Origin of the sequence: Candidatus Thiodictyon syntrophicum (assembly GCF_002813775.1) — a bacterium.
GTDB classification, from domain to species: Bacteria; Pseudomonadota; Gammaproteobacteria; order Chromatiales; family Chromatiaceae; genus Thiodictyon; species Thiodictyon syntrophicum.
Map to the genome: position 1 here is coordinate 5,896,947 of NZ_CP020370.1, position 23,439 is coordinate 5,920,385.

Annotated in this window: 28 protein-coding genes and 2 pseudogenes; 2 read left to right on the forward strand and 28 right to left on the reverse strand. The window is 61.2% G+C overall.

What is annotated here, in order from left to right:
- Window positions 1-166 precede the first annotated feature (166 nt).
- The 14 genes and pseudogenes from THSYN_RS25175 to THSYN_RS37045 all read right to left on the reverse strand — a co-directional run bounded on the left by THSYN_RS25175 (window position 167) and on the right by THSYN_RS37045 (window position 8,920).
- Window positions 167-928: a glycosyltransferase family 2 protein gene (locus tag THSYN_RS25175; protein WP_100921554.1), complete on the reverse strand. Its 762-nt coding sequence runs from the start codon at window positions 926-928 to the stop codon at window positions 167-169.
- Window positions 915-1,238: a hypothetical protein gene (locus tag THSYN_RS25180; RefSeq protein ID WP_100921555.1), complete on the reverse strand. Its 324-nt coding sequence runs from the start codon at window positions 1,236-1,238 to the stop codon at window positions 915-917. The genes THSYN_RS25175 and THSYN_RS25180 overlap by 14 nt, the downstream gene beginning before the upstream one ends.
- The gene (locus tag THSYN_RS25185; protein WP_100921556.1) at window positions 1,225-1,995 is read right to left on the reverse strand and encodes a glycosyltransferase family 2 protein; all 771 of its coding nucleotides are present in this window, start codon (window positions 1,993-1,995) and stop codon (window positions 1,225-1,227) included. Before THSYN_RS25185 ends, THSYN_RS25180 begins: the two co-directional genes overlap by 14 nt.
- Window positions 1,992-2,648, reverse strand: a complete 657-nt coding sequence (locus THSYN_RS25190) for an HAD family hydrolase (RefSeq protein ID WP_100921557.1) — start codon at window positions 2,646-2,648, stop codon at window positions 1,992-1,994. The genes THSYN_RS25185 and THSYN_RS25190 overlap by 4 nt, the downstream gene beginning before the upstream one ends.
- Window positions 2,645-3,109: a PI-PLC domain-containing protein gene (locus THSYN_RS25195; protein WP_216644628.1), complete on the reverse strand. Its 465-nt coding sequence runs from the start codon at window positions 3,107-3,109 to the stop codon at window positions 2,645-2,647. The genes THSYN_RS25190 and THSYN_RS25195 overlap by 4 nt, the downstream gene beginning before the upstream one ends.
- Window positions 3,110-3,267: 158 nt before the next feature.
- A pseudogene (locus tag THSYN_RS25200) lies at window positions 3,268-4,335 on the reverse strand (ABC transporter ATP-binding protein); the annotation flags it as partial.
- 346 nt (window positions 4,336-4,681) lie between these two features.
- Complete coding sequence (locus tag THSYN_RS25205) at window positions 4,682-5,671, reverse strand: RpnC/YadD family protein (protein ID WP_100921560.1); 990 nt, start codon at window positions 5,669-5,671, stop codon at window positions 4,682-4,684.
- A gap of 168 nt (window positions 5,672-5,839) precedes the next feature.
- The gene (locus THSYN_RS25210; protein WP_236848684.1) at window positions 5,840-5,992 is read right to left on the reverse strand and encodes a four helix bundle protein; all 153 of its coding nucleotides are present in this window, start codon (window positions 5,990-5,992) and stop codon (window positions 5,840-5,842) included.
- A 152-nt stretch (window positions 5,993-6,144) separates the two neighbouring features.
- On the reverse strand, window positions 6,145-6,906 hold the full coding sequence (locus THSYN_RS36205; protein WP_236848685.1) for a hypothetical protein: 762 nt from the start codon (window positions 6,904-6,906) through the stop codon (window positions 6,145-6,147).
- Between the two features lie 169 nt (window positions 6,907-7,075).
- A complete protein-coding gene (locus THSYN_RS25220) occupies window positions 7,076-7,567 on the reverse strand; it encodes a hypothetical protein (RefSeq protein WP_236848686.1) in 492 nt (163 codons plus the stop codon).
- A gap of 364 nt (window positions 7,568-7,931) precedes the next feature.
- A pseudogene (locus THSYN_RS36210) lies at window positions 7,932-8,093 on the reverse strand (ATP-binding cassette domain-containing protein); the annotation flags it as partial.
- Window positions 8,059-8,268, reverse strand: coding sequence for a hypothetical protein (locus THSYN_RS35010; RefSeq protein ID WP_172965336.1), 210 nt, complete (start codon window positions 8,266-8,268; stop codon window positions 8,059-8,061). The gene THSYN_RS35010 and the pseudogene THSYN_RS36210, both read right to left, overlap by 35 nt.
- Window positions 8,269-8,369: 101 nt before the next feature.
- On the reverse strand, window positions 8,370-8,699 hold the full coding sequence (locus tag THSYN_RS25235) for a four helix bundle protein (protein ID WP_236848687.1): 330 nt from the start codon (window positions 8,697-8,699) through the stop codon (window positions 8,370-8,372).
- Between the two features lie 77 nt (window positions 8,700-8,776).
- Window positions 8,777-8,920, reverse strand: coding sequence for a hypothetical protein (locus THSYN_RS37045; protein WP_335582473.1), 144 nt, complete (start codon window positions 8,918-8,920; stop codon window positions 8,777-8,779).
- Window positions 8,921-8,962: 42 nt separating this feature from the next.
- Between THSYN_RS37045 and THSYN_RS37050 the strand changes: the two genes are divergently transcribed.
- Complete coding sequence (locus THSYN_RS37050; protein ID WP_335582474.1) at window positions 8,963-9,187, forward strand: hypothetical protein; 225 nt, start codon at window positions 8,963-8,965, stop codon at window positions 9,185-9,187.
- 267 nt (window positions 9,188-9,454) lie between these two features.
- Here the strand turns inward: THSYN_RS37050 and THSYN_RS25245 are convergent, their stop codons facing one another.
- The 12 genes from THSYN_RS25245 to THSYN_RS25305 all read right to left on the reverse strand — a co-directional run bounded on the left by THSYN_RS25245 (window position 9,455) and on the right by THSYN_RS25305 (window position 18,722).
- Complete coding sequence (locus THSYN_RS25245) at window positions 9,455-10,012, reverse strand: hypothetical protein (protein WP_100921565.1); 558 nt, start codon at window positions 10,010-10,012, stop codon at window positions 9,455-9,457.
- Complete coding sequence (locus tag THSYN_RS25250) at window positions 10,009-10,311, reverse strand: nucleotidyltransferase domain-containing protein (protein WP_100921566.1); 303 nt, start codon at window positions 10,309-10,311, stop codon at window positions 10,009-10,011. The genes THSYN_RS25245 and THSYN_RS25250 overlap by 4 nt, the downstream gene beginning before the upstream one ends.
- Window positions 10,312-10,918: 607 nt before the next feature.
- Complete coding sequence (locus THSYN_RS25255; RefSeq protein ID WP_100921567.1) at window positions 10,919-11,182, reverse strand: hypothetical protein; 264 nt, start codon at window positions 11,180-11,182, stop codon at window positions 10,919-10,921.
- 96 nt (window positions 11,183-11,278) lie between these two features.
- Complete coding sequence (locus tag THSYN_RS25260) at window positions 11,279-11,770, reverse strand: DUF29 domain-containing protein (protein ID WP_100921568.1); 492 nt, start codon at window positions 11,768-11,770, stop codon at window positions 11,279-11,281.
- A 192-nt stretch (window positions 11,771-11,962) separates the two neighbouring features.
- Complete coding sequence (locus THSYN_RS25265) at window positions 11,963-12,790, reverse strand: ABC transporter permease (protein WP_100922593.1); 828 nt, start codon at window positions 12,788-12,790, stop codon at window positions 11,963-11,965.
- 31 nt (window positions 12,791-12,821) lie between these two features.
- Window positions 12,822-13,796: a GDP-mannose 4,6-dehydratase gene (locus THSYN_RS25270; protein WP_100921569.1), complete on the reverse strand. Its 975-nt coding sequence runs from the start codon at window positions 13,794-13,796 to the stop codon at window positions 12,822-12,824.
- On the reverse strand, window positions 13,793-14,287 hold the full coding sequence (locus tag THSYN_RS35015) for an NUDIX domain-containing protein (protein WP_172965337.1): 495 nt from the start codon (window positions 14,285-14,287) through the stop codon (window positions 13,793-13,795). The genes THSYN_RS25270 and THSYN_RS35015 overlap by 4 nt, the downstream gene beginning before the upstream one ends.
- 518 nt (window positions 14,288-14,805) lie before the next feature.
- On the reverse strand, window positions 14,806-15,234 hold the full coding sequence (locus THSYN_RS25280) for a nucleotidyltransferase domain-containing protein (protein ID WP_236848688.1): 429 nt from the start codon (window positions 15,232-15,234) through the stop codon (window positions 14,806-14,808).
- On the reverse strand, window positions 15,218-15,463 hold the full coding sequence (locus THSYN_RS25285) for a hypothetical protein (RefSeq protein WP_100921572.1): 246 nt from the start codon (window positions 15,461-15,463) through the stop codon (window positions 15,218-15,220). The genes THSYN_RS25280 and THSYN_RS25285 overlap by 17 nt, the downstream gene beginning before the upstream one ends.
- Before the next feature lie 5 nt (window positions 15,464-15,468).
- A complete protein-coding gene (locus tag THSYN_RS25290; protein ID WP_100921573.1) occupies window positions 15,469-16,188 on the reverse strand; it encodes a PD-(D/E)XK nuclease family protein in 720 nt (239 codons plus the stop codon).
- A 7-nt stretch (window positions 16,189-16,195) separates the two neighbouring features.
- Window positions 16,196-16,621 carry a MarR family EPS-associated transcriptional regulator gene (locus THSYN_RS25295; RefSeq protein WP_100921574.1) on the reverse strand — a complete coding sequence of 142 codons (426 nt, stop codon included), beginning with the start codon at window positions 16,619-16,621 and terminating at the stop codon, window positions 16,196-16,198.
- A gap of 1,717 nt (window positions 16,622-18,338) precedes the next feature.
- A complete protein-coding gene (locus THSYN_RS25305) occupies window positions 18,339-18,722 on the reverse strand; it encodes a MarR family EPS-associated transcriptional regulator (protein WP_418219894.1) in 384 nt (127 codons plus the stop codon).
- A gap of 1,310 nt (window positions 18,723-20,032) precedes the next feature.
- Here THSYN_RS25305 and THSYN_RS35505 point away from each other — a divergent pair.
- A complete protein-coding gene (locus tag THSYN_RS35505; RefSeq protein ID WP_157817925.1) occupies window positions 20,033-20,191 on the forward strand; it encodes a hypothetical protein in 159 nt (52 codons plus the stop codon).
- A gap of 559 nt (window positions 20,192-20,750) precedes the next feature.
- Here THSYN_RS35505 and THSYN_RS25315 read toward each other — a convergent pair.
- Complete coding sequence (locus tag THSYN_RS25315) at window positions 20,751-21,134, reverse strand: MarR family EPS-associated transcriptional regulator (RefSeq protein WP_418219894.1); 384 nt, start codon at window positions 21,132-21,134, stop codon at window positions 20,751-20,753.
- A 716-nt stretch (window positions 21,135-21,850) separates the two neighbouring features.
- Entirely contained in the window at window positions 21,851-22,864 is a 1,014-nt protein-coding gene (locus THSYN_RS25320; RefSeq protein ID WP_236848689.1) for a DUF4351 domain-containing protein, read from the reverse strand.
- Window positions 22,865-23,439 lie beyond the last annotated feature (575 nt).

Genomic DNA, 23,439 nt, shown 5'->3' on the forward strand with positions numbered 1-23,439 from the left:
TTTTTCCTCAGCTACCAAACACGTAAAGTTTTTATTGTTTATGCTACGCCTGACTGCAAAATAGGGCTACAATGTCGGCTTTATTACTTATTTCATGGGTTAAGATGGCGCATACTATTAGTCACGACCGAATCAATCCTCATGCACCTAAAATGAATTGCCTCGATCAATCTATTCCGAGAAAGGATTTAAAAAAGTGATAGTCCTCTGGCGTACCCAGCCCGTACATGCCCGCGCCATCTGCTCCTGCACTCTTCACGACGACCGTGGCACCCGCTTCGATGAGTTGGTTATAAATCGGCGCCACATAAAACTCGCTATTGACGCGCAGATTTTTCTCAATCATTTGCCGCGCGGCATTAATGAAATCCAACCCTCGTCGAAAGTTATAGATCCCGACCGTGGCTTCATGGCTTACCACCTGCTTCTCTACCACCTCACTCACCGTACCATCCGGTCGCATCCGGCAGTAAGACCATTTCGGGTGATCTGAATTGAATGTCATGATCAAGCCATCCACCCCTGGCCTGTCACCTACCGCCAAATACTCATTAATATCCAGATCGACATACTGGTCACTGTTTGCGATCATCAGTGGCGCCTGGGTGTCAATGAATTCTCTGGCCGTTAACACCGTGCAGGCGGCCCCTTCCGTAACCCCTGCCAACTGCACAATTACGCAACCGGGGCACAGGGATGTCAGGGTATCCGCCACCTCTGGATATCGATCGAGATGCTCACGCAAACAGATAAAAATAAAGCGATGAGGGCGCGCCGGACGAACGTTGTCAATCACCCACTGAATCATAGGTCTGCCCTTCAAGGGGATCAGGGGCTTTGGTGTGGTATAACCCGCGTTGACGAAACGGGAACCGCGGCCCGCCATCGGGATCACAATGTTCAATGGCCAAGTTTCAAGCTGCGGCATACTTATCACCTTGGAGGGATGGGAGTTTCACGACTGTCGTTGCGGCATCAGTGATGGCTTCAAAATCAGTGGACTCTCCCGGTGCGATCACCACGATATCACCTGACTGGTAGATTTGCTGGCCCATCCGCACTTTGCCCGTGACAATCACGGTATATTCGGTTGCGATTCGATGCACATGGGCATCTTCCCGGTCACCGGCTCGGTAATATTTAACTCCGACCTCAAAATCGCGTGTGAGATGCAGGGTCGGGACAAAGTCTCCGATAAACCAACCTTTGGTCATCTCTTCTAATTTATGGCGCTTCATGGCGATGTCCTGATTCTGATTGAGCGAGCAGAAATTGCTCGTAGGCATTTACCCCAGTCGGCGTAGCCAGTGACCAATAGGCGGATTTTGGGATCTTGGCAATGGCAATTCGCCGCTGCAGCAAAACCAACTCGTTGTAGGTAGGGCAAATATAATAAAACTCATCAACCCGTGCGTCCTTTTTGATCATCTCCTTAGCGGCCAGCAAAAAATCCCGCGCAGTAGCAAAATAGTAAACACCTGCTGTGGCCAGATTACTGATGGGTCTTTTTTCCGCCGCTTCCACGACCCACCCGTCCTCATCGCAACGGACAAACGACCAGCGGGGATGGATAGCCTCAAAGACCACGATCCCACCGTCAACTTCATTTGCACCGAACCCAGAAAGAAGTACCTCCAAGTCGGCCCTGATAATCTGGTCACCATTGAGGATCACCATAGGCTGATCGAGGTCCATCTGGTGCATGGCGAGGATCGCGCTGCATGCCGCCCCTGCCGTATCTCCGACAGTAACTATCCGTGCCTGGGGTTCTAACAATTGAATCACTGACCCAGTGTGATGTTTGCGGTCTTCGCCTTTGGGTATCACGCAAGTAACTGACAGACAATGCCCAAGCAATTCTTTTATACTTTCTAGGGTATGCTGAATCAGTGGAGTGCCAGCAATTTCAACGAGATTTTTTGGATATGGATAGCCCGCCTCCGAGAAAGCCTGGATCGGACCGGCCATCAACAGTAGTAATTGCAGCGTCTTCATAAGCCCGCCACCCCTGTTACTACAGTACCTGATTCGATTTGAGCGATGCGAGACATGATGTTCGCAAAATTGGTTTCCGTGACTTCTTCCACTACCAGCAAGTGGCAACCCGCGGCCTGTGCGGCATGAATGCCGTGTTCGTTATCCTCCACCACCAGACATTCATCGGCCTGTAGGCCAAGTCGCTCCGCTGCCAGCAGATAGATATCCGGGTGTGGTTTGGCCTGGGTCACATCTTCATTACTCAACATCACATCCATGTATCGTTGCAGGTTGCTTTTCGCCATCATCACCTCAACCGTCGCGCGGATGGAGTTTGAGGCCACAGCCGTTTGATAACCCATCTTTTTGAGCCGAGCCAAAGCGTATTCGTGATAGAACCTTGGCTTGCATTGGGCGTAGACCAGTTCCATCGTGTAGAGCTGCTTCAGTTCATTGATAAAATCATGCAGCATAGCCGGTAGTCCCTGTTCCCGCGTCAGCATTTCCAGTTTTCGCCTGGTCGGTAAACCGTCATAAGTAACCAGATGATCGTAACGGCTAATGCCAAACCCGAACAAACCCAGGGCCCTATTGAGCGCCGCGTAATGCCAGTCCTTGGCCTCGATCAACACGCCATCCATATCGAACACAACCGCCTTGATTCTGGTCACGCGAAGAATCTCCTGGCTTCTTCAGGATGATCGGTACACAGCGTCAGACCCTGATCCTGGCTAACCGGCCAAACCCGTAAACGTTCCCACAACGGCAAATGATTGCGGCCATGAAGTTCGGGGGAGACCAGGCAGACTGCCTTGCCCGCCTTCAGATGCCGCTCAATAACCTCGGCTGTTACCCAGTCCGGCCCGAAACTATCCAGCCAAATACCGGCTGCTTCTGCGAAAAGAACTGGGTCGGGCTCGATATCGCTATGTCGTGTGTAAAAAGGGAGCCCAACGCGGCGATATCCTAACGCATCAGGAATAGACATATCAAAAAAGAAAAAGCTTACTAATTTAAATACAGTTATCAGATCAAGCAGTTCATTTTGCAATCCGTCTGACTTTATGTTCAGTGCAAGCGGTAGTTCGGGGTTATGTACGGCATGAATTGCCAGCAGCTCAGCGAATTTCAAAGCGCCTGCTTGAGGAGGATCGTGAGATATGACTAATTCACCGGCATAGTCTCGTATGTCTGTCTCAGTTCCAAACCCGGACTCAAACGACCGTACAAATGCTACAGATGAGTTTTTTTCTTCATCGCTAAACCAAAAACCTCGATGACTAATTATCTTCATAAGGTTGCAGATGTGGTTGTCTTAGAAATGGACCAATTCCAATCGGGCCGGAATATCGAAAAACGGGCGCTTAGATATCGCCTTCCTATTCCTGCCGTGTTTTCTAAGCGGAAACCAAGAGAGATAAGCTTTTCTGGCACCAGTCGTTTAATGTTATGTATGCCGACGTCAAGAGACAATATGTAATCACCCGCAGCAAGCGTATCAGGGGGGATTCTCATGATCATCTCATAACATCCCTGTAAACTATATTCTGTAGATATCGGATCTAAATCATCGAAGAGTGAGTAAGCAAGCGTTTCGTTCTGTATATTTTTTAGTTCCCAACCAATCACCAAACCAATGATTTGTTTTTTTATCTTGATTTTAGTTTTAACTAATATCGGGTTATGACTTAACAACCCTTCATTTTCTCCTAGTACAATTTCTGCAGATTCAACTCTGATTAATGAATGCTCGAATGGTCCTTTCCAAAACAATTCCGCAGTGACTAAGCCGGAGTTCAAATATTTATCTATAACGTTAGACACGGAACCGACCGTGATAATTAAGCCGTTTTCAAGAAAAATTGCTTTATCGCACAAGGAAGAAATTGCTGCCATATTATGGCTAACAAACAGGACAGATCTACCGCGTTCTGTAACGTCCCTCATTTTTCTCAAACATTTCTTCTGAAACTGCACATCTCCCACCGCCAGTACTTCATCAACTATAAGTATTTCCGATTCCAGATGTGCCGCTACGGCGAAAGCCAGGCGGACGTACATCCCCGATGAGTAGCGCTTGACCGGAGTGTCAAGGAATTTTTCGACTTCAGCGAAATCGACGATTTCATCAAACTTTCGCAGAACTTCCTTACGGCTCATGCCTAAGATGGCGCCGTTGAGGAGAATGTTTTCTCGGCCACTTAACTCCGGATGAAAACCCGTTCCTACCTCCAGCAGGCTTGCAACGCGGCCGTTGATCTCGATGCGGCCCTTGGTCGGTTCGGTGATGCGACTGAGGATCTTGAGCAGGGTCGATTTACCGGCGCCATTGCGGCCGATGATGCCGACACGGTCGCCTTGTTCGATCTCGAACGAGACGTCCTTCAGCGCCCAGAATTCCTCCACCGAGTCACCCTGGATGATGGGGCGACCGTGGATCATGTCGCGTGTCTTGCGGGCCAGATCGCGGGCGTTGCGGGCGATGACGTCGCGCAGGGCCGTGTAGCGCTCGCCTTGGGCGGCGTTGTGGCCGACAAGGTAGGACTTGCTGAGGTTTTCGACTTTGATGGCGGGCATGGGAGTGAGGAGTGAGGAGTGAGGAGTGAGGAGTTAGGAGTTAGGAGTTAGGAGTGAGGAGTGAGGAGTCGGGCGGGGACCTACCTCACCCCTCACCCCTCACCCCTCACCCCTCACCCCTAACGCTTCAATCAGCCAAAGCCTCATCCAAACCCGCGGCGGTCAGCACCCGTTCGGACCAGCGCAGCAGGGTGTCGGCGTCGGCCGTTTCGATGCGCTCGCGGTAGGCAGCGGGCAGGTCGCCAAAGCGGAGGCGCAGCAGGGCGGTCACGATGCGCGCTTCCCCGCGCTGCAGGCCTTGTTGCAGGCCTTCATCTCGGCCTTGTTGCAGGCCTTCATCTCGGCCTTGTTGCAGGCCTTCATCTCGGCCTTGTTGCAGGCCTTCATCTCGGCCTTGTTGCCGGCCTTCATCTCGGCCTTGTTCTGTGAAACGCTGGGCAAATCCAGTCATGGCGGTGACCTCTTGCGGGTAGAGCCGGGTGTAGAGCTGACGCTCATTGTCATCCAGGTCGGCGTAGATGTCGATGAAGTCGATGTATTTGAGCCGTTTCTCGGGGGCCGGTTCCAGTTCGAGGAGGCCGCGCAGCGCCTGGGCGTAGACCAGGAGCTTGTCTTGCGGGGCGTAGGCCATGTTGGGCAGGTTGAGACGGGCGACCAGGTTGGTGCTATGGAGATGGTCGCGGGCCGGGATCTGCTTGAGCGCACAGGCAATGTAGTGGAAATCGAGGTAGGTCCGGGTCTCGCTGCCGAGGACCAGACGGGTCGGAAAGCCGCCGGGGCGCAGGAAGATGACGACGGGGACGACACGCTCAGTGGCGTAGAGTTCGGCCAGGTCGAGGCAGTAGTGGGCCAGGCGATGGATGGAGAAGCGTGCTGCGTCGGTTTCTTCTTCGAGGACGAAGAGCAGGGCGGCACGGCGACCGTCGGGCCATTCCACCAGGAGGGGCACGTCGAGTTCACGAAACCGCTCGCCCAGGCGTTCTTTGAGTTGCTCTTCGCGGATGGGCAGGAGACGCGCCCCCGCGTCGACGGCCTGGGCTTCCGCGGCGGCGAAGAAGCTGATGGACTCGCGCGGGTAGTCGCAGATGAGGTTTTTGAAGTTCTGATCGTGGCTCATGGGGGGGCGGGAGGAGGGAGGAGGGAGGAGTGAAGAGTGAAGAGTGAAGAGTGAAGAGTGAAGAGTGAAGAGTGAAGAGTGAGGAGTGAAGAGTGAGGAGGGAGGAGGGAGGAGGGAAGCATCTCGTTACGCCTCACCCCTCACCCCTCACCCCTCACCCCTCACCCCTCACGCCTCACCCCTCACCCCGTCGCGGGCGGCACCTTCGGCGATGTTGCTCGGCACGGACACGGCAGCGCGGCGCATTTGGCTGGTCAACCCATACATTTCACTGGACGGAAATCCGCCCGATACCTGGTAGACCTCGACGACCAAGTCCATCGCCCCCTGCCAAACCCTCAATTCGTGATGCTTCCTCACCCCTGGCGGATAATGGGCCAGTTCCCCATGAATGCCGAAGTCGCGGGCACCGGACGGTCCCGGACCGGGTTCGCCAGTGACCCCGGTGGGCGATCCGAAGCCATCGGTTCCGCTCAGTGCTGACCGGACTTCCGTCGCGCCAGCAGCGCTTCGAGTCGGTCCAGTTCGGCGTCGCTGAGTCCCCGCAACCGTTCCTCCGGGGGCAGCCCCCGCAGCCGTTCCTCCGGGGGCAGCCGCTCCAGCAGTTCGCGTTCATAGTCGTGGCGAAAGTCTTCAAAGGTGTAGGACATCGGAATCCCCGTCTCGCGATAGCGTTGGTAGATGGTCTCCAGGATCGGCAGATGATCGTCCTGGCGCCAGCGGTAACTCTCGGCCCCCAGGGCGACCCGCGCGGCCTCGAAACTGAAGAGTGACCACAGGGCGTTGCGCGGACAAACCTCCACCTCGCGCAGGACGATGAGGGTGATCATACGACCCACCACCGGTAGGCGGTATACCCCGGGCTTGACCGGCTCCAGCGTCACCTGGTGCGCCAGGGCGCGGGGCCGGCGGGTGGTGACCGCATAGAGCCCGAACCGGTGCGTCGGCTCGCGCGGGGCGAAGGCCTTGCGATAATTGACATAATGGCCGATCAGTTCGTCGATGGCCCAGGCGTCCAGACTCTCCTGGCCCGATTTGTAGGTCAGGAGGTTGTGGGGTTTGAGGTCCTCCAGCCCGTCGCAGGGATCGTCCAGGGCCGCGCCGCTCCCGCGCACGATAACCACATCCAGCACCTGGCGCTTGCGGGCGACGTCCTTCTCCAGTTCCACCCGATAGTGGGTCCCGGTGAAGTAGTCTTCCAGGGTCAGGCCGAAGAGGCGGTGCCAGTCGATCATCGCGGGGGGGAGGAAATAGGCAATACCGGGGATGACAATTTCTAAGGGGGAAGGGGCCGGGGCGGATAATGGGCCAGTTACCGATGAATGCCGAAGTCGCGGGCACCGGACAGTCCCGGCCCGGGTTCGCCAGTGACCCAGGTGTGCGATCCGAAGCCATCGGTTCCGCTCAGTGCTGACCGGACTTCCGATGCGCCAGAAGCGCTTCGATTCGGTCCAGTTCGGCGTCGCTGAGTCCCCGCAACCGTTCCTCCAGGGGCAGCCCCCGCAGCAACTCCTCCGGCGACAACCCCCGCAACAACTCCTCCGGCGACAACCCCCGCAGCAACTCCTCCGGCGATAACCCCCGCAGCCGTTCCTCCGGGGTCAATCGCTCCAGCATTTCGAGCGCATAATCGTGGAGAAAGTCCTCGAAGGTGTATGACATCGGGATACCTGTCTGGCAATAGCGTTGATAGATGGTCTCCAGGATCGGCAGATGATCGTCCTGGCGCCAGCGGTAACTCTCGGCCCCCAAGGCGACCCGCGCGGCCTCGAAACTGAACAGTGACCACAGGGCGTTGCGCGGACAGATCTCCTCCTCGCGCAGGACGATGAGGGTGATCATACGACCCACCACCGGCAGGCGGTAGACCCCGGGCTTGACCGGCTCCAGCGCCACCTGCGCGGCCAGGGCGCGGGGTCGGCGGGTGGTGACCGCATAGAGCCCGAACCGGTGCGTCGGCTCGCGCGGGGCGAAGGCCTTGCGATAATTGACATAATGGCCGATCAGTTCGTCGATGGCCCAGGCGTCCAGACTCTCCTGGCCCGATTTGTAGGTCAGGAGGTTGTGTGGCTTGAGACAATTCCGGGGACAGTTTAATCAATTCCACGGAGCCGCGTTCGTTTGGCCAATGTGCTTGGAGCAACGAGCCAAAAGATGAGTGAACTGCCCCCGAAACTCGTCCCCGGAACTCCCGAAAACCGTTGCCAACCTCCAGCAGGCTGGCGACCCGCCCATTGATGGTGACGCGGCCGGTGGCCGGTTTGGTGATGCGACTGAGGATCTTGAGCAGAGTGGATTTTCCTGCGCCGTTGCGGCCGATGATGCCCACGCGGTCCCCTTGCTGGATCTCGAAGTTGATGTCCTTGAGTGCCCAGAATTCTTCTACCTCATCGCCCTGGATGATGGCGCGACCATGGATCATGTCGCAAGGTCTTGCGCGCCAGATCGCGGGCGTTGCGGGCGATGACGTCGCGCAGGGCCGTGTAGCGCTCGCCCTGGGTGGCGTTGTGGCCGACGAGGTAGGGGGTGAGGGGTGAGGAGTTAGGAGTGAGGAGTGAGGAGTTAGGAGTTAGGAGTCGGGCGGGGGCCCACCTCACCCCTCACCCCTCACCCCTCACCCCTCACCCCTCACCCCTCACCCCTCACCCCTCACGCCTCACGCCTCACGCCTCACGCCTCACCCCTCACCCCTCACTCTTCACCCCTCACCCCTCACATTCCTAAGTTTTAGGGTACGGATGAGCCCGCCGAGCTGGCCGAAGACTGTGTCGATGTGGGCGGCGGTTTGCTCGATTTGGGTTGCATAGCCGAGGCGTTGGGCAAGTTGCAGTTGGGTTTCCAGTTCGCTGAGGGAACCGCGGGCGATGGCGAGGAAATGGAGGAATTCTTTGTCGCTGTCGCGGGCGGCACCTTCGGCGATGTTGCTCGGCACGGACACGGCAGCGCGGCGCATTTGGCTGGTCAACCCATACAGTTCACTGGACGGAAATCCGCCCGATACCTGGTAGACCTCGACGACCAAGTCCATCGCCCCCTGCCAAACCCTCAATTCGTGATGCTTCCTCACCCCTCACCCCTCACCCCTCACCCCTCACCCCTCACGCTTCAACCGGCCAGGACCTCATCCAGGGTCGGGGCGGTCAGCACCCGTTCGGACCAGCGCAGCAGGGTGTCGGCGTCGGCCGTTTCGATGCGCTCGCGGTAGGCAGCGGGCAGGTCGCCAAAGCGGAGGCGCAGCAGGGCGGTCACGATGCGCGCTTCCCCACGCTGCAGGCCTTGCTCCAGGCCTTGTTGCAGGCCTTCATCTCGGCCTTCTTGCCGGCCTTCTTCGCGGCCTTGTTCTGTGAAACGCTGGGCAAATCCAGTCATGGCGGTGACCTCTTGCGGGTAGATCTGGGTGTAGAGCTGACGCTCATTGTCATCCAGGTCGGCGTAGATGTCGATGAAGTCGACGTATTTGAGCCGTTTCTCGGGGCCGGTTCCAGTTCGAGGAGGCCCCGCATCGCCTGGGCGTAGACCAGGAGCTTGTCTTGCGGGGCGTAGGCCATGTTGGGCAGGTTGAGGCGGGCGACGAGGTTGCTGCTGTGGAGGTGGTCGCGGGCCGGGATCTGCTTGAGGACGCAGGCGATATATTGGAAGTCGAGGTAGGTCCGGGTCTCGCTGCCGAGGACCAGACGGGTTGGAAAGCCGCCGGGGCGCAGGAAAATGACGACGGGGACGACACGCTCAGTGGCGTAGAGTTCGGCCAGGTCGCCCTAAGACCTCTAGTTGGCTTGTGAGCGTTTAAGGGTGTGGGCTTTCCGGGCGTTCCGAATTGGCGATGATGGAGTCAAATTCGGCTTGAAAGTCGCCTGCTAAGGGAAGGATGCTCAGGTCTTCGCGGCAGTAGGCGAGAAAACGGCCCGCGTTGCCGTACAGGCTGGGTATCAATCCGTTCAGGGCGTTGAAATGCTCGGCGATCGTTGCGTAGTCGGTATCGTACTCGTGAGCCGCGAGATTGCGTGTCGCGCGGCATAGCTGCCAGTCCGCGATGGACTCCAGCACACCAATCTTTTCAAAAAAGGCCAGTATTCTTAGAAAGGTGTCTCCAGGCTCGCCGGCAAGTAACACAGCATGCCTCATGCTTGCTCCAAGGGTGTCTTGCAGTTTGGCAAATCGTTCGTTAATCGCCGCAAGGGACTCGAACAGGCCGATGTCTTTACGTCGTTTGGCCAGGTCATCCGATGCCAGCGGCCAGGTGTGTTTGTGACGCGAGGCTTCGAGAAAGTAGACGCAGCGTTGGATGGCATCGAGCAGACCGGCAAGATGGGTACGCTCCGCGGCAAGTCGCTGGCCTGTCATTTGTCCGCCTCCAATCGGATCGCTCCGGCGCGGGCGATGACCTGGAAGGCGGTTGGCACCTTCGTGGGTGTTTGGGCGAGTATATCGACCGGCAGGCCTAACTGGGTCTCCAACTCCATTTTCAGGTGAGCGCGGACCAGTAAATCCAGTCCTGCGGGGGTTTCGATGAGTAAATCAACATCACCTCCACGCGCCCGGTCGTCGGTACGGGATCCAAACAGATACACCGCGACGGAATCGCCGGCAAGACGTTTGGCGGTCGAGAGGATATTTTCTATCTGATGGGGGGTTAGGCGCATGGGAAGATGAAGGGTGAAAACTGAATTGGGCTTCGCTGGGCTAGTGGTGGCCGGTGGGTTTGTCGATGTAGCCGATGTCCATGCCGATCGAGATTTGGGTGCGGAGCTTTTCAGTACTGCCTTTGACGTAAGCGAGGAAGTGGATCCTGCTTTATGTTGGTCTCGTACTCGTACCCTTTGGCGATGTTGCTGGGTACGGACACTGCCGCACGGTGCATCGTAAGCGTTCAGACCCCTCCGTCCGCGGCGCCTTTGAGTTGCTCTTCGCGGATGGGCAGGAGGCGCGCCCCAGCGTCGACGCCCTGGGCTTCCGCGGCGGCGAAGAAGCCGATGGACTCGCGCGGGGGGGGGCGTGAGGAGTGAGGAGTGAGGGGTGAGGGGTGAGGAGTGAGGAGTGAAGCATCTCGTTACGCCTCTCTCCTCCCCCCTCACGCCTCACCCCCTCACGCCCCCCCCTCACGCCTCACATTCCTACAGCCCCATCGCGCCAATCAAGACGTCCAGACCCTGGATACGCAGTTGCGCTTCCGTTGTCATACCAGTTCTCCAGGATTGCGAGGGCGGTCGGCGGCGGCACAGGCCGCGGGATGTGGCGTGCCTCGATTTCTCAAGAACCCAGACGCTCATTGCATTGCTTGCAGATATCGCCGACGAATTCATCAGCAGGTCTCCCGCAATAGTAACAGACACCCAGCCGTTTACCGAGGTCTTCCAGTATCTCTCCGGGATTGCAGTCGTACTCGAAGGCGAGATCGAGAATCTCGCCAACGAATATCTGTGTCTTTTCTTTACCGAGATAATCAAAGACTGAAGATTCATCCAACTTTTTCAAGACGGTATTTAGCATGTAGCTGCCGCTATGATTCGACATCTGCTATAGCATCCGAATGATTGCCAGGGTTTGCTTGAGGTCAAGGTCAGTGAAGCCAAGCATGGTTTGAATCTCCTCACGGCGGCGGCGCGGTCGTCAGCCATGGTCATCTTCGTTTTGCGCTGAGCCAGGATAGTAGTCGTCATCGAACAGTGCGGCAACATGGTAGGGGCAAAGCGCCGGAAAGGTCTCCGGCGGCAGGCGCGTCTCCTTGCTTGCCAGGTCGACCGCGTCGGTATAGGCGCTCGTGATGGCGTCGGGAAAGATGGATTTCAGGCCGGGGGCTTGGCGCAGCAGCACGGCAAGCTGCTTGCGTTGTTCGACGATGGTCGTACGCCAACTATCGCCCTTGAATTCCCGCCAACGGTCGGACAGGTCGCGGTATTGGTATTCCCATTTCAATAAGTGGGCGAGCAGAATCAACAGCCGGCTTTCCAGTTCGCGGCGCTCGCTTTTGCTCATGTCACTGAGCTCATCCAGTAAATGCTCGAGATCCAATTCCGTGTAGCGTCCGGCGCGCAGCAGCTCGGCATGGCGTTGAGCCCACGTTGCATAATCGGTTTGATACAGTATGCTGAGTTCACTCATGTCGGACTCCGGCCTTGATCGCAAATCCGCCCAAGACCGCCCGGTCGATGTGGGTTGACGCGCGCAAGATCATATTCTGCAAGGGCCCGTTGGCCTCGGGGCTGAACGAGGTGGGCGGAATTATGATCAAGGCAGGGGTGAGGAGAAAAGCATCTCGCTACGCCTCACCCCTCACCCCTCTCTCCTCACCCCTCACACAAAATCCGCAAAGCTCCTTTCCATCCGGCGAAACTGGCGGATGCCCAGCCACAGGAAGCAGGCGATCAGGCCCCAGCTCAGGATGAACCCCGGCCAGTAGATGTGTGCCGCGCCGCCGAGGATGGCCCAGCGGAAGCCGTCGATGACGCCGACCATGGGGTTGAGGGCGTAGAGCAACCGCCATTGTTCCGGGATGACGCTGGAGCTGAAGCCCACGGGGGAGACATAGAGGCCCATCGAGACGATGAAGGGGATGACGTAGCGAAAGTCGCGATATTTGACGTTGAGTGCCGTGATCCACAGCCCCGGCCCCAGACTGGCGAGGAAGGCCATGAGGACGAAGCCGGGTAAGGTGAGGATCTGCCAGCCGGGCCAGAACTGGTACCAGAGCATGAGCAGGACCAGGATGCCGAAGCTGATGAGAAAATCAATGAACGAGGTCACCACCGCGGCGGTGGGGACGATGAGCCGCGGAAAATAGACCTTGCTGATCAGGTTGGCGTTGCCGGTCAGGCTGCCGGACGCGGACGACAGGGCGCTGGCGAAGAATTGCCAGGGCAGCAGTCCGGCATAGACCAGCAAGGCGTAGGGGGTGTCGCCCTCGGTGGGCATCCGGGCGAGTTTGCCGAAGACGACGGTGAAGACGACCATAGTAAAGAAGGGCTGCAGCAGGGCCCAGGCAAGGCCGATGATGGTCTGCTTGTAGCGCACGGCGACGTCGCGCCAGGCGAGGACGTAGAAGAGCTCGCGGTAGCGCCAGAGGTCGCGCCAGTAGTGGCGCTCGGCGAGGCCGGGTTCGATGATCAGTGTCTGATTGGTCACGCGGACGTCATGAATGGTTGGCACGTTGGAATCATATGAGCCGCAGTTCGGCCAAGGTCATCTCGCGGATGAGGTCGGCGAACGCGGTTTGCGGGACCCAGCCAAGGACGGTGCGGGCCTTGCTTGCATCACCGACCAACTTCATGGGCTCGGCGGGGCGCAGCAGGCCCGGATCGCTCTCGACATGGTCGCGCCAGTCGAGATCCAAGGCGGCGAACGACTGTTCCAGCACGTCTTGGACGCTGTGCAGCTTGCCGGTCGCGAAGAGGTAATCGTCCGGTGTCGGGTGCTGCAGGGCCAGCCACATGCCGCGGACATAGTCGCGGGCGTGGCCCCAGTCACGGCGGGCGGAAGTGTCGCCCAGCTTGAGCTGGTGCTGGCGGCCGGCCTTGATGGCGGCGGCGGCACGGCAGATCTTGCGGGTGACGAAGTTCTCGCCGCGGCGGGGCGACTCGTGGTTGTAGAGGATGCCGTTGACGGCGAACAGGCCATGCGCATCGCGATAGATGCGCAGCATCTGGGTGGCGAAGGCCTTGGCGCAGCCGTAGGGGTTGATGGGCGCCATGGGGGTGTTCTCGGTCTGGGGTACCTGCTCGGGCTGGCCGAAGATCTCGCTGGAGGTGGCGTGGAAGAGGCGCGGCGGGTCGGGCAGGTCCCGCATGATCTCCAGCAGCCGCAGGGTCCCCATGGCGGTGAATTCGCAGGTAGTCTCCGGGATCTCGAAACTGAGTCCGACGTGGCTCTGGCCGGCGAGGTGGTAAAGCTCGGACGGCTGGACCTTGGTCAGCACGCGGCGCAGTGTGGTCGGGTCGTCCAGGTCGGCGTAGTGCAGAAAGAGCCGCCGGTTGTACAGGGACTGGTCGGCGTACAGGTGCGCGAGGCGGCTGCGCTCCAGGGTGCTGGTGCGGCGCACGGCGCCGTGCACTTCGTAGCCCTGGGCCAACAGCAGCTCCGTGAGGTAAGAGCCGTCCTGGCCGGTGATGCCGGTGATGAAGGCCTTGGTCATGCGATGAGACAGGGTTCAGAGCGCGGCGACCAGGAGGCCGGGTTCAGGGCCGGTTGGGCATGGACCAGGATGTTGTCGATGACATACCGATTCAGGCCGAGGTCTCGACATTGCTCGGGGTAGAACCAGCCGAAGGCGCTTGCCTGAGCATCAATGAGGATCTCAGTTCCGGATTCGACCTGCCGACGGAAGAGGATGGTCACGTCGTGATAGGTGGTCTGGTCGATCTCGAAGAACAGATCGAAGCTGCCCAGTTCGGTCAACTCCCCGGCGGGCAGGACGCACTCTTCCCTGAGCTTGCGGTGCGCGGCCTGGAGGCGGGTCTCGCCGATATGCACCCGGCCGCCCGGAAACCACCATTGGCCGATGGCGGGCTGGTTGGTACGCTGGAGTAGCAGGACACGTCCTGCTGTGTCGGTCAGTAGGATGTCGACGCAGACACGCGGGAAGACCCTGATGATCCGTTCGTATTCTTCCCTTGCGATGCGCATTCGTGTGAGATGTCGGAGCTTGGCGAGTGGGGTGGTCGGCGCCGTCAGCAGTAAGTTAAGGCGCACTCGCCGACCGCGTCGCCTCTGCCTGGAGTCCAAGGCTTGCGCCTTGGCGCGCGCTAAGGCTGAAGCCTTGGACTCCAGGCGCTTGGGCTGCGGCGCTTGACTTAACGGCAGTGGGGCGTTGCGGGCGAGCGTATCGCGCAACGCGGGGTAACGCTCGCCCTTGGCGGCGTTGTGGCCGACCAGAGAGGATTTGCTGAGGTTTTCGACGCTGATGGCAAACATCGGTGACAGGCGTGGGGCGAGGCGTCAGGTTGAATTCAGGGGTCAGGATTTGCGTTGAGGCTGGCGGACTCTGTGTTGCTGCAGCGGCGATGTCCGCGATACTCAGCGTTGGCGGTCCGGCAAGGTGCGCACGGCGCACCCTACGCCGATGGTCCGAAAAGTTACACCTGGCGGCGGTAGCGAGCACGGGCCGCACTGGGGTGCGGCGCTCCCGGTGGCCGTGGCGATGATCATGGCCGCGAAATCGATCGACGCGATGGATGCGGTGGGTTCCCCACCACATCTGACGGGCTGAGGTCGGGTCCGGCTAACGGTGATGGCAGAATCGATTGTGTTTCGTAAAATACCCGGCCAACCCGTCGGATGTGGTCCCGCAGTGCTTCGTCCTGGATACCGGCAAGCCTGGAGAGATCGATGCAGTAAGGCAGCAGCAGGTCGTCCAACTGGGTTTCCAGTGCCAGCAGTTGGGTTTCGTCGAGCCCGCGACCCTCCAGGGCCAGGTCGATATCCGAGCCATGGTGGTAATTGCCCTTGGCGCGAGAACCATAGAGCAACGCCCGTTCGACGGTGGGACAGTTGGCAAATACGGCGCAAATTCGATCGATGACCGACTGCGACAGCCCGCACGTTTCCGGGGTGATGTCAGCCGCCGACATCATCGGCCAGTGCCTGCATATGTGTCTGGAAAGCCGCGAAAACGGTCATGTAGCGGGTGGTAACGATCGCGATCAGTTGTCTTGCCGTGTTTTCGTCAATTAAACCTTGCTGTTCGAGTCGCGACAAGGGCCGTGCTTCGGCCAAGTCTACGCCCTCGCGCAGTTGCTGTAAGGCTCGCCGGTAATTGGCAAAGCGCGGTTGCCAGCGGATATCCAGGGCTGATTCATCCATACCCCTCATAACGCTTGCACCTCCAGCGAGTCGCCGTAGGTCTCGATCCCCAGGCGCTCCGCCACCTGGCGCGCCCGGGCGTCGATCATCGGTGAGATCACGATCAGGCGGTTGGCGGTGCGCTGGTGTCGCTGCTCGTAAAACCGGGCTTTGCGCTCGAAGATGTACATCCCGGCCTTGTCGATGGACGACTTCAGTTCACAAATCAACAGCAGACCGTTTTGGATAATGACGTCCAGTTCGATCTGGTCGGGCCGCCCGAACACGGTACCCTGATCGTCGTATTCGTTGACGTTGAGCACCTGGACGCCGAAGTTCTTCTCCAGCATCCCGGCCAGCGCGTCGCGGAAGGCCTTCTCCGATTGCAGGCCCCAGCGCGAGCCCAGCGCGCCGATGCTGCGGTCATGGCGCTGCGCCTGGGCCATGATTTCCTCGTGAATCCGCTTGAATTCTTCGCGCTGCTCCGCCTGATGCTGGTCCCACTTGCGGTTTTGTTCGTCCCACTTTTGGTTTTGTTCTTTTTTATACTCGTCCCACTTGCGGGCGCCTTCCTCCCGATCGCGGCGCAGTTCCGCCAGGAGTTCGTAGAACCGGTCTTCGGTTGCCGCCCGCCCGGCATACTCCTGGCGGGTCAAATCCAGAATGTAGCCGCGAAACTCCGGATCCGTGCGGATGATCTCCGGCAGCTCACGTCTGATCGTGTCTTTCAGCGCCTGGGTATTCATCTGGGTTTCACGCCACGGGGTAAGTGCTGACAGGGACCATCGCTGACGGCTGATCGCTGACAGTCTCTCCGGGGGGCTCTTGGGCAGCGGCGACCTCGGAGCGGAGTTGGGCGATCTCCCGCTCCAGCGCCTCGTATTCCTCCAGCTTACGCTGCAAGAAGCGCACGGCGATGCGGGTCTTGGCCTCGATGCCGCTGGGGGTGAGGAGGTAGGCGTAGGCGAGCTTGTGGTGGCTGTTCCGGAAGTTGGTGACCTTGACCCAACCGCGCTCGATCAGTGCGTTGATGCAGTAGTTGAGGCTGCCGACGCTGACGCCAAGGACTTGCGAGAGTTGCCGTTGGCTGGCTTGGGGTTGCTCCGCGAGGTGCTTGAGCAGGCGGTAACGCAGGTCGTCGCTGAGGTGTCGACGGACTTTGGTTGGGGTCTCGGACACGCTACCGCCCTACCGTGACGGGACGGTACTCGGGGCTTGGGGGCCAGCCGGCCGGCGGGGCGGGCCGAGAATTCATAGGATGAACGGCGATATATAACACCACAGTCGATTAGGGTCGGTCAATGGGCAGTGCGGGCGATTGGTGGATGCTGCTTGACTCTGTGATCGGGTTCGCACTCTGGGGCGTCATGTCGGCAGGGAGGCTGGCGGCCACGCACCCTGGCGGTCACCCGTCGCGGCCGGGGGGCCGCTCCTACGGCGTGGGTGCGGGCATGGGCCTTGATCAAGATTCCGGCCGCTTGGGCTCGGCGGGTGCGTGGTCAGGCCATCTTGGCCTGACACCTTCAGGGCTGGAAGCCCTGACTACGTACGGCGCTGGCCGGGATGATGATCAAGGCCCGGGCCGGCCTTGGTCATCCTGTCGGCCACCGAACTGACCGCGAGGCCGTTGGTCCGCACAGCGGACGCTACGGAGCGCGGCCTTACCGTAGGGTCCGCTGTGCGGGCCACTCGCCGCGGGCCGGAGTGATGATCATGGCCTTTGATCCAACCCTGGTCGATGACGGCGCGGCCTCGATCATCATTCCGGCCACCGGGAGCGCCGCACCCCAGTGTGGCGCGGCCTATCCGCAGAACGCAACGCCGCGGTCGCTCGCGAGGCCGCGCCGCACTGGGGTGCGGCGCTCCCGGCGTCCGCGCGGGCTTAAGCGCGTGCGCTCGCCGGTGCGGCTTGGCCGGGGTGATGATCAAGGCCGACGGCGCATACGCCGTGGTTGGTGCTGCCGATACTGATGCCCAGTACTTCGGCCAGGTCGCGCTGGGTGGCTGGGGGTAGGCCGCCAGGTGCTTGATGACGCGATAGTGGCGCTTTTCGGTCACGGCAGCGGGGGTTTGTCAGGCTACCGCCCTACCGTGTCGTGCCGGTATCTGTGGCGGGGGCTGATGACTACCTTGGGCACTGTACTTGTTCAGCGCCTGAATCTCATCATGGGACCATGAATGGCGGCCAATAATCAAGTCTGGGTCTTCAAGGGGATGCGATCCGAATTGATGTGGTCGTTGGCATTGGCGCTTGGCTTCGGCCTGGTCCAGGGCACTTGGGGTTTGCTGTTGGACGCGGGCTGGGGTGGTGTTCTGCTTGCTGTTTCCGGCGCTTAAGGCGCGGGGCTGGCTGAGCGGTAGCGTCAGTGGCGCTGAGTTCCGGCATCCTGCCCTTGACTGCCGTGCCATTGTGCCGGCCGCTGGGAGCGCTGCACCCCAGTGCGGCGCAACGAGCTTGCTGGTGAGCGCGGCGGCGCGTCCCGCGGGCCTTGATCATAGTCCCGGCTAGCGGCGTGCGTCGTCAGGGCTTCCAGCCCTGACGCTGTCAGGCCAAGATGGCCTGACTACGCACCCGGCGAGCCCAAATGGCCGGAATCTTGATCGAGGCCCGTCCCGCGGGTCGGCTGGGGGCTTCGAGCATTGATCCGGCGGATCCCGGCTGGCGCTCGTCGCGGCCGGGGGGCTGCTCCTACGGCGTGGGAGCGGGCCCCCGGGCGCGACGGGTGGCTGCGACGATGATCAAGGGCAGTTGGGCCTTGATCATCGTGCCGGCATCGGCCCCGGCAATGTAGGTCGCCCTTCAGGGTGATCGCCCGGCAGCACGGGGGGTCCGGTCGCCTTGAAGGGCGACCTACACCTGCCCGTGGCCGGGAGCATCCTGCGGGGCCGCTGACGGCTAATCGCTGACGGCTTCCCCAGCGGGCGCTTGGGCGGCGGCGACCTCGGAGCGGAGTTGGGCGATCTCGTGTTCCAGCGCCTCATACTCCTCCAGCTTGCGCTGCAGAAAGCGCATGGCGATGCGGGTCTTGGCTTCGATGCCGCTGGGGGTCAGGAGGTAGGCGTAGGCGAGCTTGTTGTGGCTGTTCCGGAAGTTGGTGGCCTTGACCCAACCGCGCTCGATGAGGGCGTTGACGCAGTAGTTGAGGCTGCCGACGCTGACGCCGAGGACCTCGGAGAGGTGCCGTTGGCTGGCCTGCGGTTGCTCCGAGAGGTGCTTGAGCAGGCGGTAGCGCATGTCGTCGCTGAGGTGACGGCGGACCTTGATGGCGGTGTCGGACACGCTACCGCCCTACCGTGTCGGGACGGTACTCGGGGCTTGGGGGCCGGCCGGCCGGCGGGGCGGGCCGAGAATTCATAGGATGAACGGCGATATATGACACCACAGTAGATTAGGGTCGGTCAATGGGCAGTGCGGGCGATCGGTGGATGCTGCTTGAATCTGTGATCGGGTTCGCACTCTGGGGCGTCATGTCGGCAGGGAGGCTGGCGGCCACGCACCCTGGCGGTCACCCGTCGCGGCCGGGGGGCCGCTCCTACGGCGTCGGTGCGGGCATGGGCCTTGATCAAGATTCCGGCCGCTTGGGCTCGGCGGGTGCGTGGTCAGGCCATCTTGGCCTGACACCTTCAGGGCTGGAAGCCCTGACTACGTACGGCGCTGGCCGGGATGATGATCAAGGCCCGGGCCGGCCTCGATCGTCGTTCCGACCGGAACCGAGCCAACGCCCGTAGGGTGCGCCGTGCGCACCCGGTAGCCTGTGAACTGCGCGGACGTTCCAGGTGCGCGCGGCGCACCCTACGCGTTCGTTGGCCGGAGCGATGATCTAAGGCCTGCGGGCCTGGGCTTCGAGTCCGGCGGGCAGGTAGGCCGGCGAGCTTATGCGTGCTGTTGCGGAAGTTCTGGGCTTGATCATGAGTCCGGCCGCGATGTGGCCGCGACGGATGTCACCCTCGAGGTGGCCGGAGTAGTGATCGCGGCCGACGTTCCGTACCTTGACCGGCCTTGGTCATCCTGTCGGCCACCGAACTGACCGCGAGGCCGTTGGTCCGCACAGCGGACGCTACGGAGCGCGGCCTTACCGTAGGGTCCGCTGTGCGGGCCACTCGCCGCGGGCCGGAGTGATGATCATGGCCTTTGATCCAACCCTGGTCGATGACGGCGCGGCCTCGATCATCATTCCGGCCACCGGGAGCGCCGCACCCCAGTGCGGCGCGGCCTATCCGCAGAACGCAACGCCGCGGTCGCTCGCGAGGCCGCGCCGCACTGGGGTGCGGCGCTCCCGGCGTCCGCGCGGGCTTAAGCGCGTGCGCTCGCCGGTGCGGCTTGGCCGGGGTGATGATCAAGGCCGACGGCGCATACGCCGTGGTTGGTGCTGCCGATACTGATGCCCAGTATTTCGGCCAGGTCGCGCTGGGTGGCTGGGGGTAGGCCGCCAGGTGCTTGATGACGCGATAGTGGCGCTTTTCGGTCACGGCAGCGGGGGTTTGTCAGGCTACCGCCCTACCGTGTCGTGCCGGTATCTGTGGCGGGGGCTGATGACTACCTTGGGCACTGTACTTGTTCAGCGCCTGAATCTCATCATGGGACCATGAATGGCGGCCAATAATCAAGTCTGGGTCTTCAAGGGGATGCGATCCGAATTGATGTGGTCGTTGGCATTGGCGCTTGGCTTCGGCCTGGTCCAGGGCACTTGGGGTTTGCTGTTGGCCGCGGGCTGGGGTGGTGTTCTGCTTGCTGTTTCCGGCGCTTAAGGCGCGGGGCTGGCTGAGCGGTAGCGTCAGTGGCGCTGAGTTCCGGCATCCTGCCCTTGACTGCCGTGCCATTGTGCCGGCCGCTGGGAGCGCTGCACCCCAGTGCGGCGCAACGAGCTTGCTGGTGAGCGCGGCGGCGCGTCCCGCGGGCCTTGATCATAGTCCCGGCTAGCGGCGTGCGTCGTCAGGGCTTCCAGCCCTGACGCTGTCAGGCCAAGATGGCCTGACTACGCACCCGGCGAGCCCAAATGGCCGGAATCTTGATCGAGGCCCGTCCCGCGGGTCGGCTGGGGGCTTCGAGCATTGATCCGGCGGATCCCGGCTGGCGCTCGTCGCGGCCGGGGGGCTGCTCCTACGGCGTGGGAGCGGGCCCCCGGGCGCGACGGGTGGCTGCGACGATGATCAAGGGCAGTTGGGCCTTGATCATCGTGCCGGCATCGGCCCCGGCAATGTAGGTCGCCCTTCAGGGTGATCGCCCGGCAGCACGGGGGGTCCGGTCGCCTTGAAGGGCGACCTACACCTGCCCGTGGCCGGGAGCATCCTGCGGGGCCGCTGACGGCTAATCGCTGACGGCTTCCCCAGCGGGCGCTTGGGCGGCGGCGACCTCGGAGCGGAGTTGGGCGATCTCGTGTTCCAGCGCCTCATACTCCTCCAGCTTGCGCTGCAGAAAGCGCATGGCGATGCGGGTCTTGGCTTCGATGCCGCTGGGGGTCAGGAGGTAGGCGTAGGCGAGCTTGTTGTGGCTGTTCCGGAAGTTGGTGGCCTTGACCCAACCGCGCTCGATGAGGGCGTTGACGCAGTAGTTGAGGCTGCCGACGCTGACGCCGAGGACCTCGGAGAGGTGCCGTTGGCTGGCCTGCGGTTGCTCCGAGAGGTGCTTGAGCAGGCGGTAGCGCATGTCGTCGCTGAGGTGACGGCGGACCTTGATGGCGGTGTCGGACACGCTACCGCCCTACCGTGACGGGACGGTACTCGGGGCTTGGGGGCCGGCCGGCCGGCGGGGCGGGCCGAGAATTCATAGGATGAACGGCGATATATAACACCACAGTCGATTAGGGTCGGTCAATGGGCAGTGCGGGCGATTGGTGGATGCTGCTTGACTCTGTGATCGGGTTCGCACTCTGGGGCGTCATGTCGGCAGGGAGGCTGGCGGCCACGCACCCTGGCGGTCACCCGTCGCGGCCGGGGGGCCGCTCCTACGGCGTCGGTGCGGGCATGGGCCTTGATCATCACCCCGGCCACGCCGCACCGGCGAGCGCACGCGATTAAGCCCGCGCGGACGCTGGGAGCGCCGCACCCCAGTGCGGCGCGGCCTCGCGAGCGACCGCGGCGTTGCGTTCCGCGGATAGGCCGCGCCGCACTGGGGTGCGGCGCTCCCGGTGGCAGGAGTGATGATCAAGGCCCGGAAAGGCCGTGATCGTTAATCCGGCCAGATCCCGGCTGGCACTCGTCGCGGCCGGGGGGCTGCTCCTACGGCGTCGGAGCGGCCCCTGGCCGCGACGGGTTGCTGCGACGACGGGTGGCCGGAATCGTGATCAAGGCGCGGCCGGGCCGCGCTGGGGTGCGGCGCTCCCGGTTGTTCGGCCTGACGGCTGAGCGGCACGCCCCGCTGAGCGCAGGTCGCTGGTCCGCACGGCGAACCCTGCGGGTTGGCGCGTGTCAGTGGAGCACCTCGTCGAGGGTCTGGGCGGTCAGGATTAGGTCGGACCATTCCAACAGGGTCTCGGGGTCGGCGCCCGCGATGCGCTCGCGCACCGCGTCGGTGGGCGGACCGAACTTGCGGGCGATCTGGCGCAGGAGGATGGCGACCTCGCCCTCTTTGCGGCCCTCTTTGCGGCCCTCTTTGCGGCCCTCTTTGCGGCCTTTCTGAATCCCGATGCGCTCGGCAGTGGTCACGTATTGCATGTGCTCGGCTTCCTCTATCGCTTGGATACAACGATGGTAGTCTTCTTCCAAGGCGTCGGGCAACGCTAACACCCAGTCGATAAAGGCGTAAAGGCTCAAGATGTCGTCGCGCTCCAGCCCCCGTCGATAGAGTCGGCGGGTCAGGCCGATCTTGTGTGCGAGGCGCGCGGGCGGGTCGCGGCGGGTGGCGATGGCCGCCAGGTGCGCCAACGCGACCAGCGCAAAGGGATTGGCGCTGGTCTCCAGTTCGGTCACTCGGTCGCGGTAGTCCAGCAGCTTGATGCTGGGGAACTCCAAGACCGCCCGGCAGCCCCACAGCGCCTGCTCGTAGCGCGCGGGGCGCCAGTCGGGATGATCGTCCGTCAGCACCACGAAGGTGGCGACCGGGCGGTTGTAGCGATCCGTCAGGCGCGAGTGGTAGGTGTACAGGCGCTTCGGGAAGTCCGCCTCCCGGTTGCCTTGCACCTCGGTATGGATCAATACCCAGGTCTCCGCTCCGCTGCGCCGCCAGACTTTGATCAGCTTGTCCACATGGCGGCGTCCCACGACCGCGCGCCGGGTGACCTTCTGCAGCTCTTTGTCGAGAAATTCATGCCCGCGCGACCAGTCGATCTCGGCGGCGGCCAGGGGGAAGAAAAACTCGAGGAACTGCCGATGCCAGCGGTCGAGCACGTCCTTCCAGGGCGTGTCGTAGTCGGCGCGCCGGGCGGTGGACGGGGGTGGTTGTTTCGGCATTGGTTGGGTGATGAGCGACGCGGCCTTGATCATGACTCCGGCCGCCCGGGCGGCGGTTGGTGCCCCGCTGTAGGTCGGCCTTCAGGCCGACCTACAAACCGGTGGCCGGGTCGGGTAGCCAGGCGACGTTACCGCCACCCAGCCCCCTAAGAACCGTGCTTGCGACTTTCACCGCACACGGCTCAAGCCTTGATAAGCCCCAGTGACAGAGCCGGCCGTTCGGCCTTCGCGATACCAATTTGCAGCCCTCGTACCGTTCGGTGTACCTTGGCGTGCGCCAATCCACTTTGCAGTCGGTGGCTGCACCAATAGCAGAAGCTATCATCATTTGCTTTGCCGCCGTTGTGAGAGTTCTACAAATGTTCTCGCGATTCAAGACCAACTGGAAGTCTGCCCCCTTTCGGGTGAAGCAATGTTTCAGCCCCTATCCGCGTCGTTACAACCCGGCGTTCGCTTTCTCCAGTCTCCTTTACCCGCCTCCCCAACAGTTCCTCTTGCGATTCACCTGCCCTCAGTTGGGCGGCAAGACGGGCTTACCACGTTCCGCATAAATGACAGAGAGGGTTAGGTGTCGACTCTAACTCGGTGGAGCAACATTCTCGTGCGAT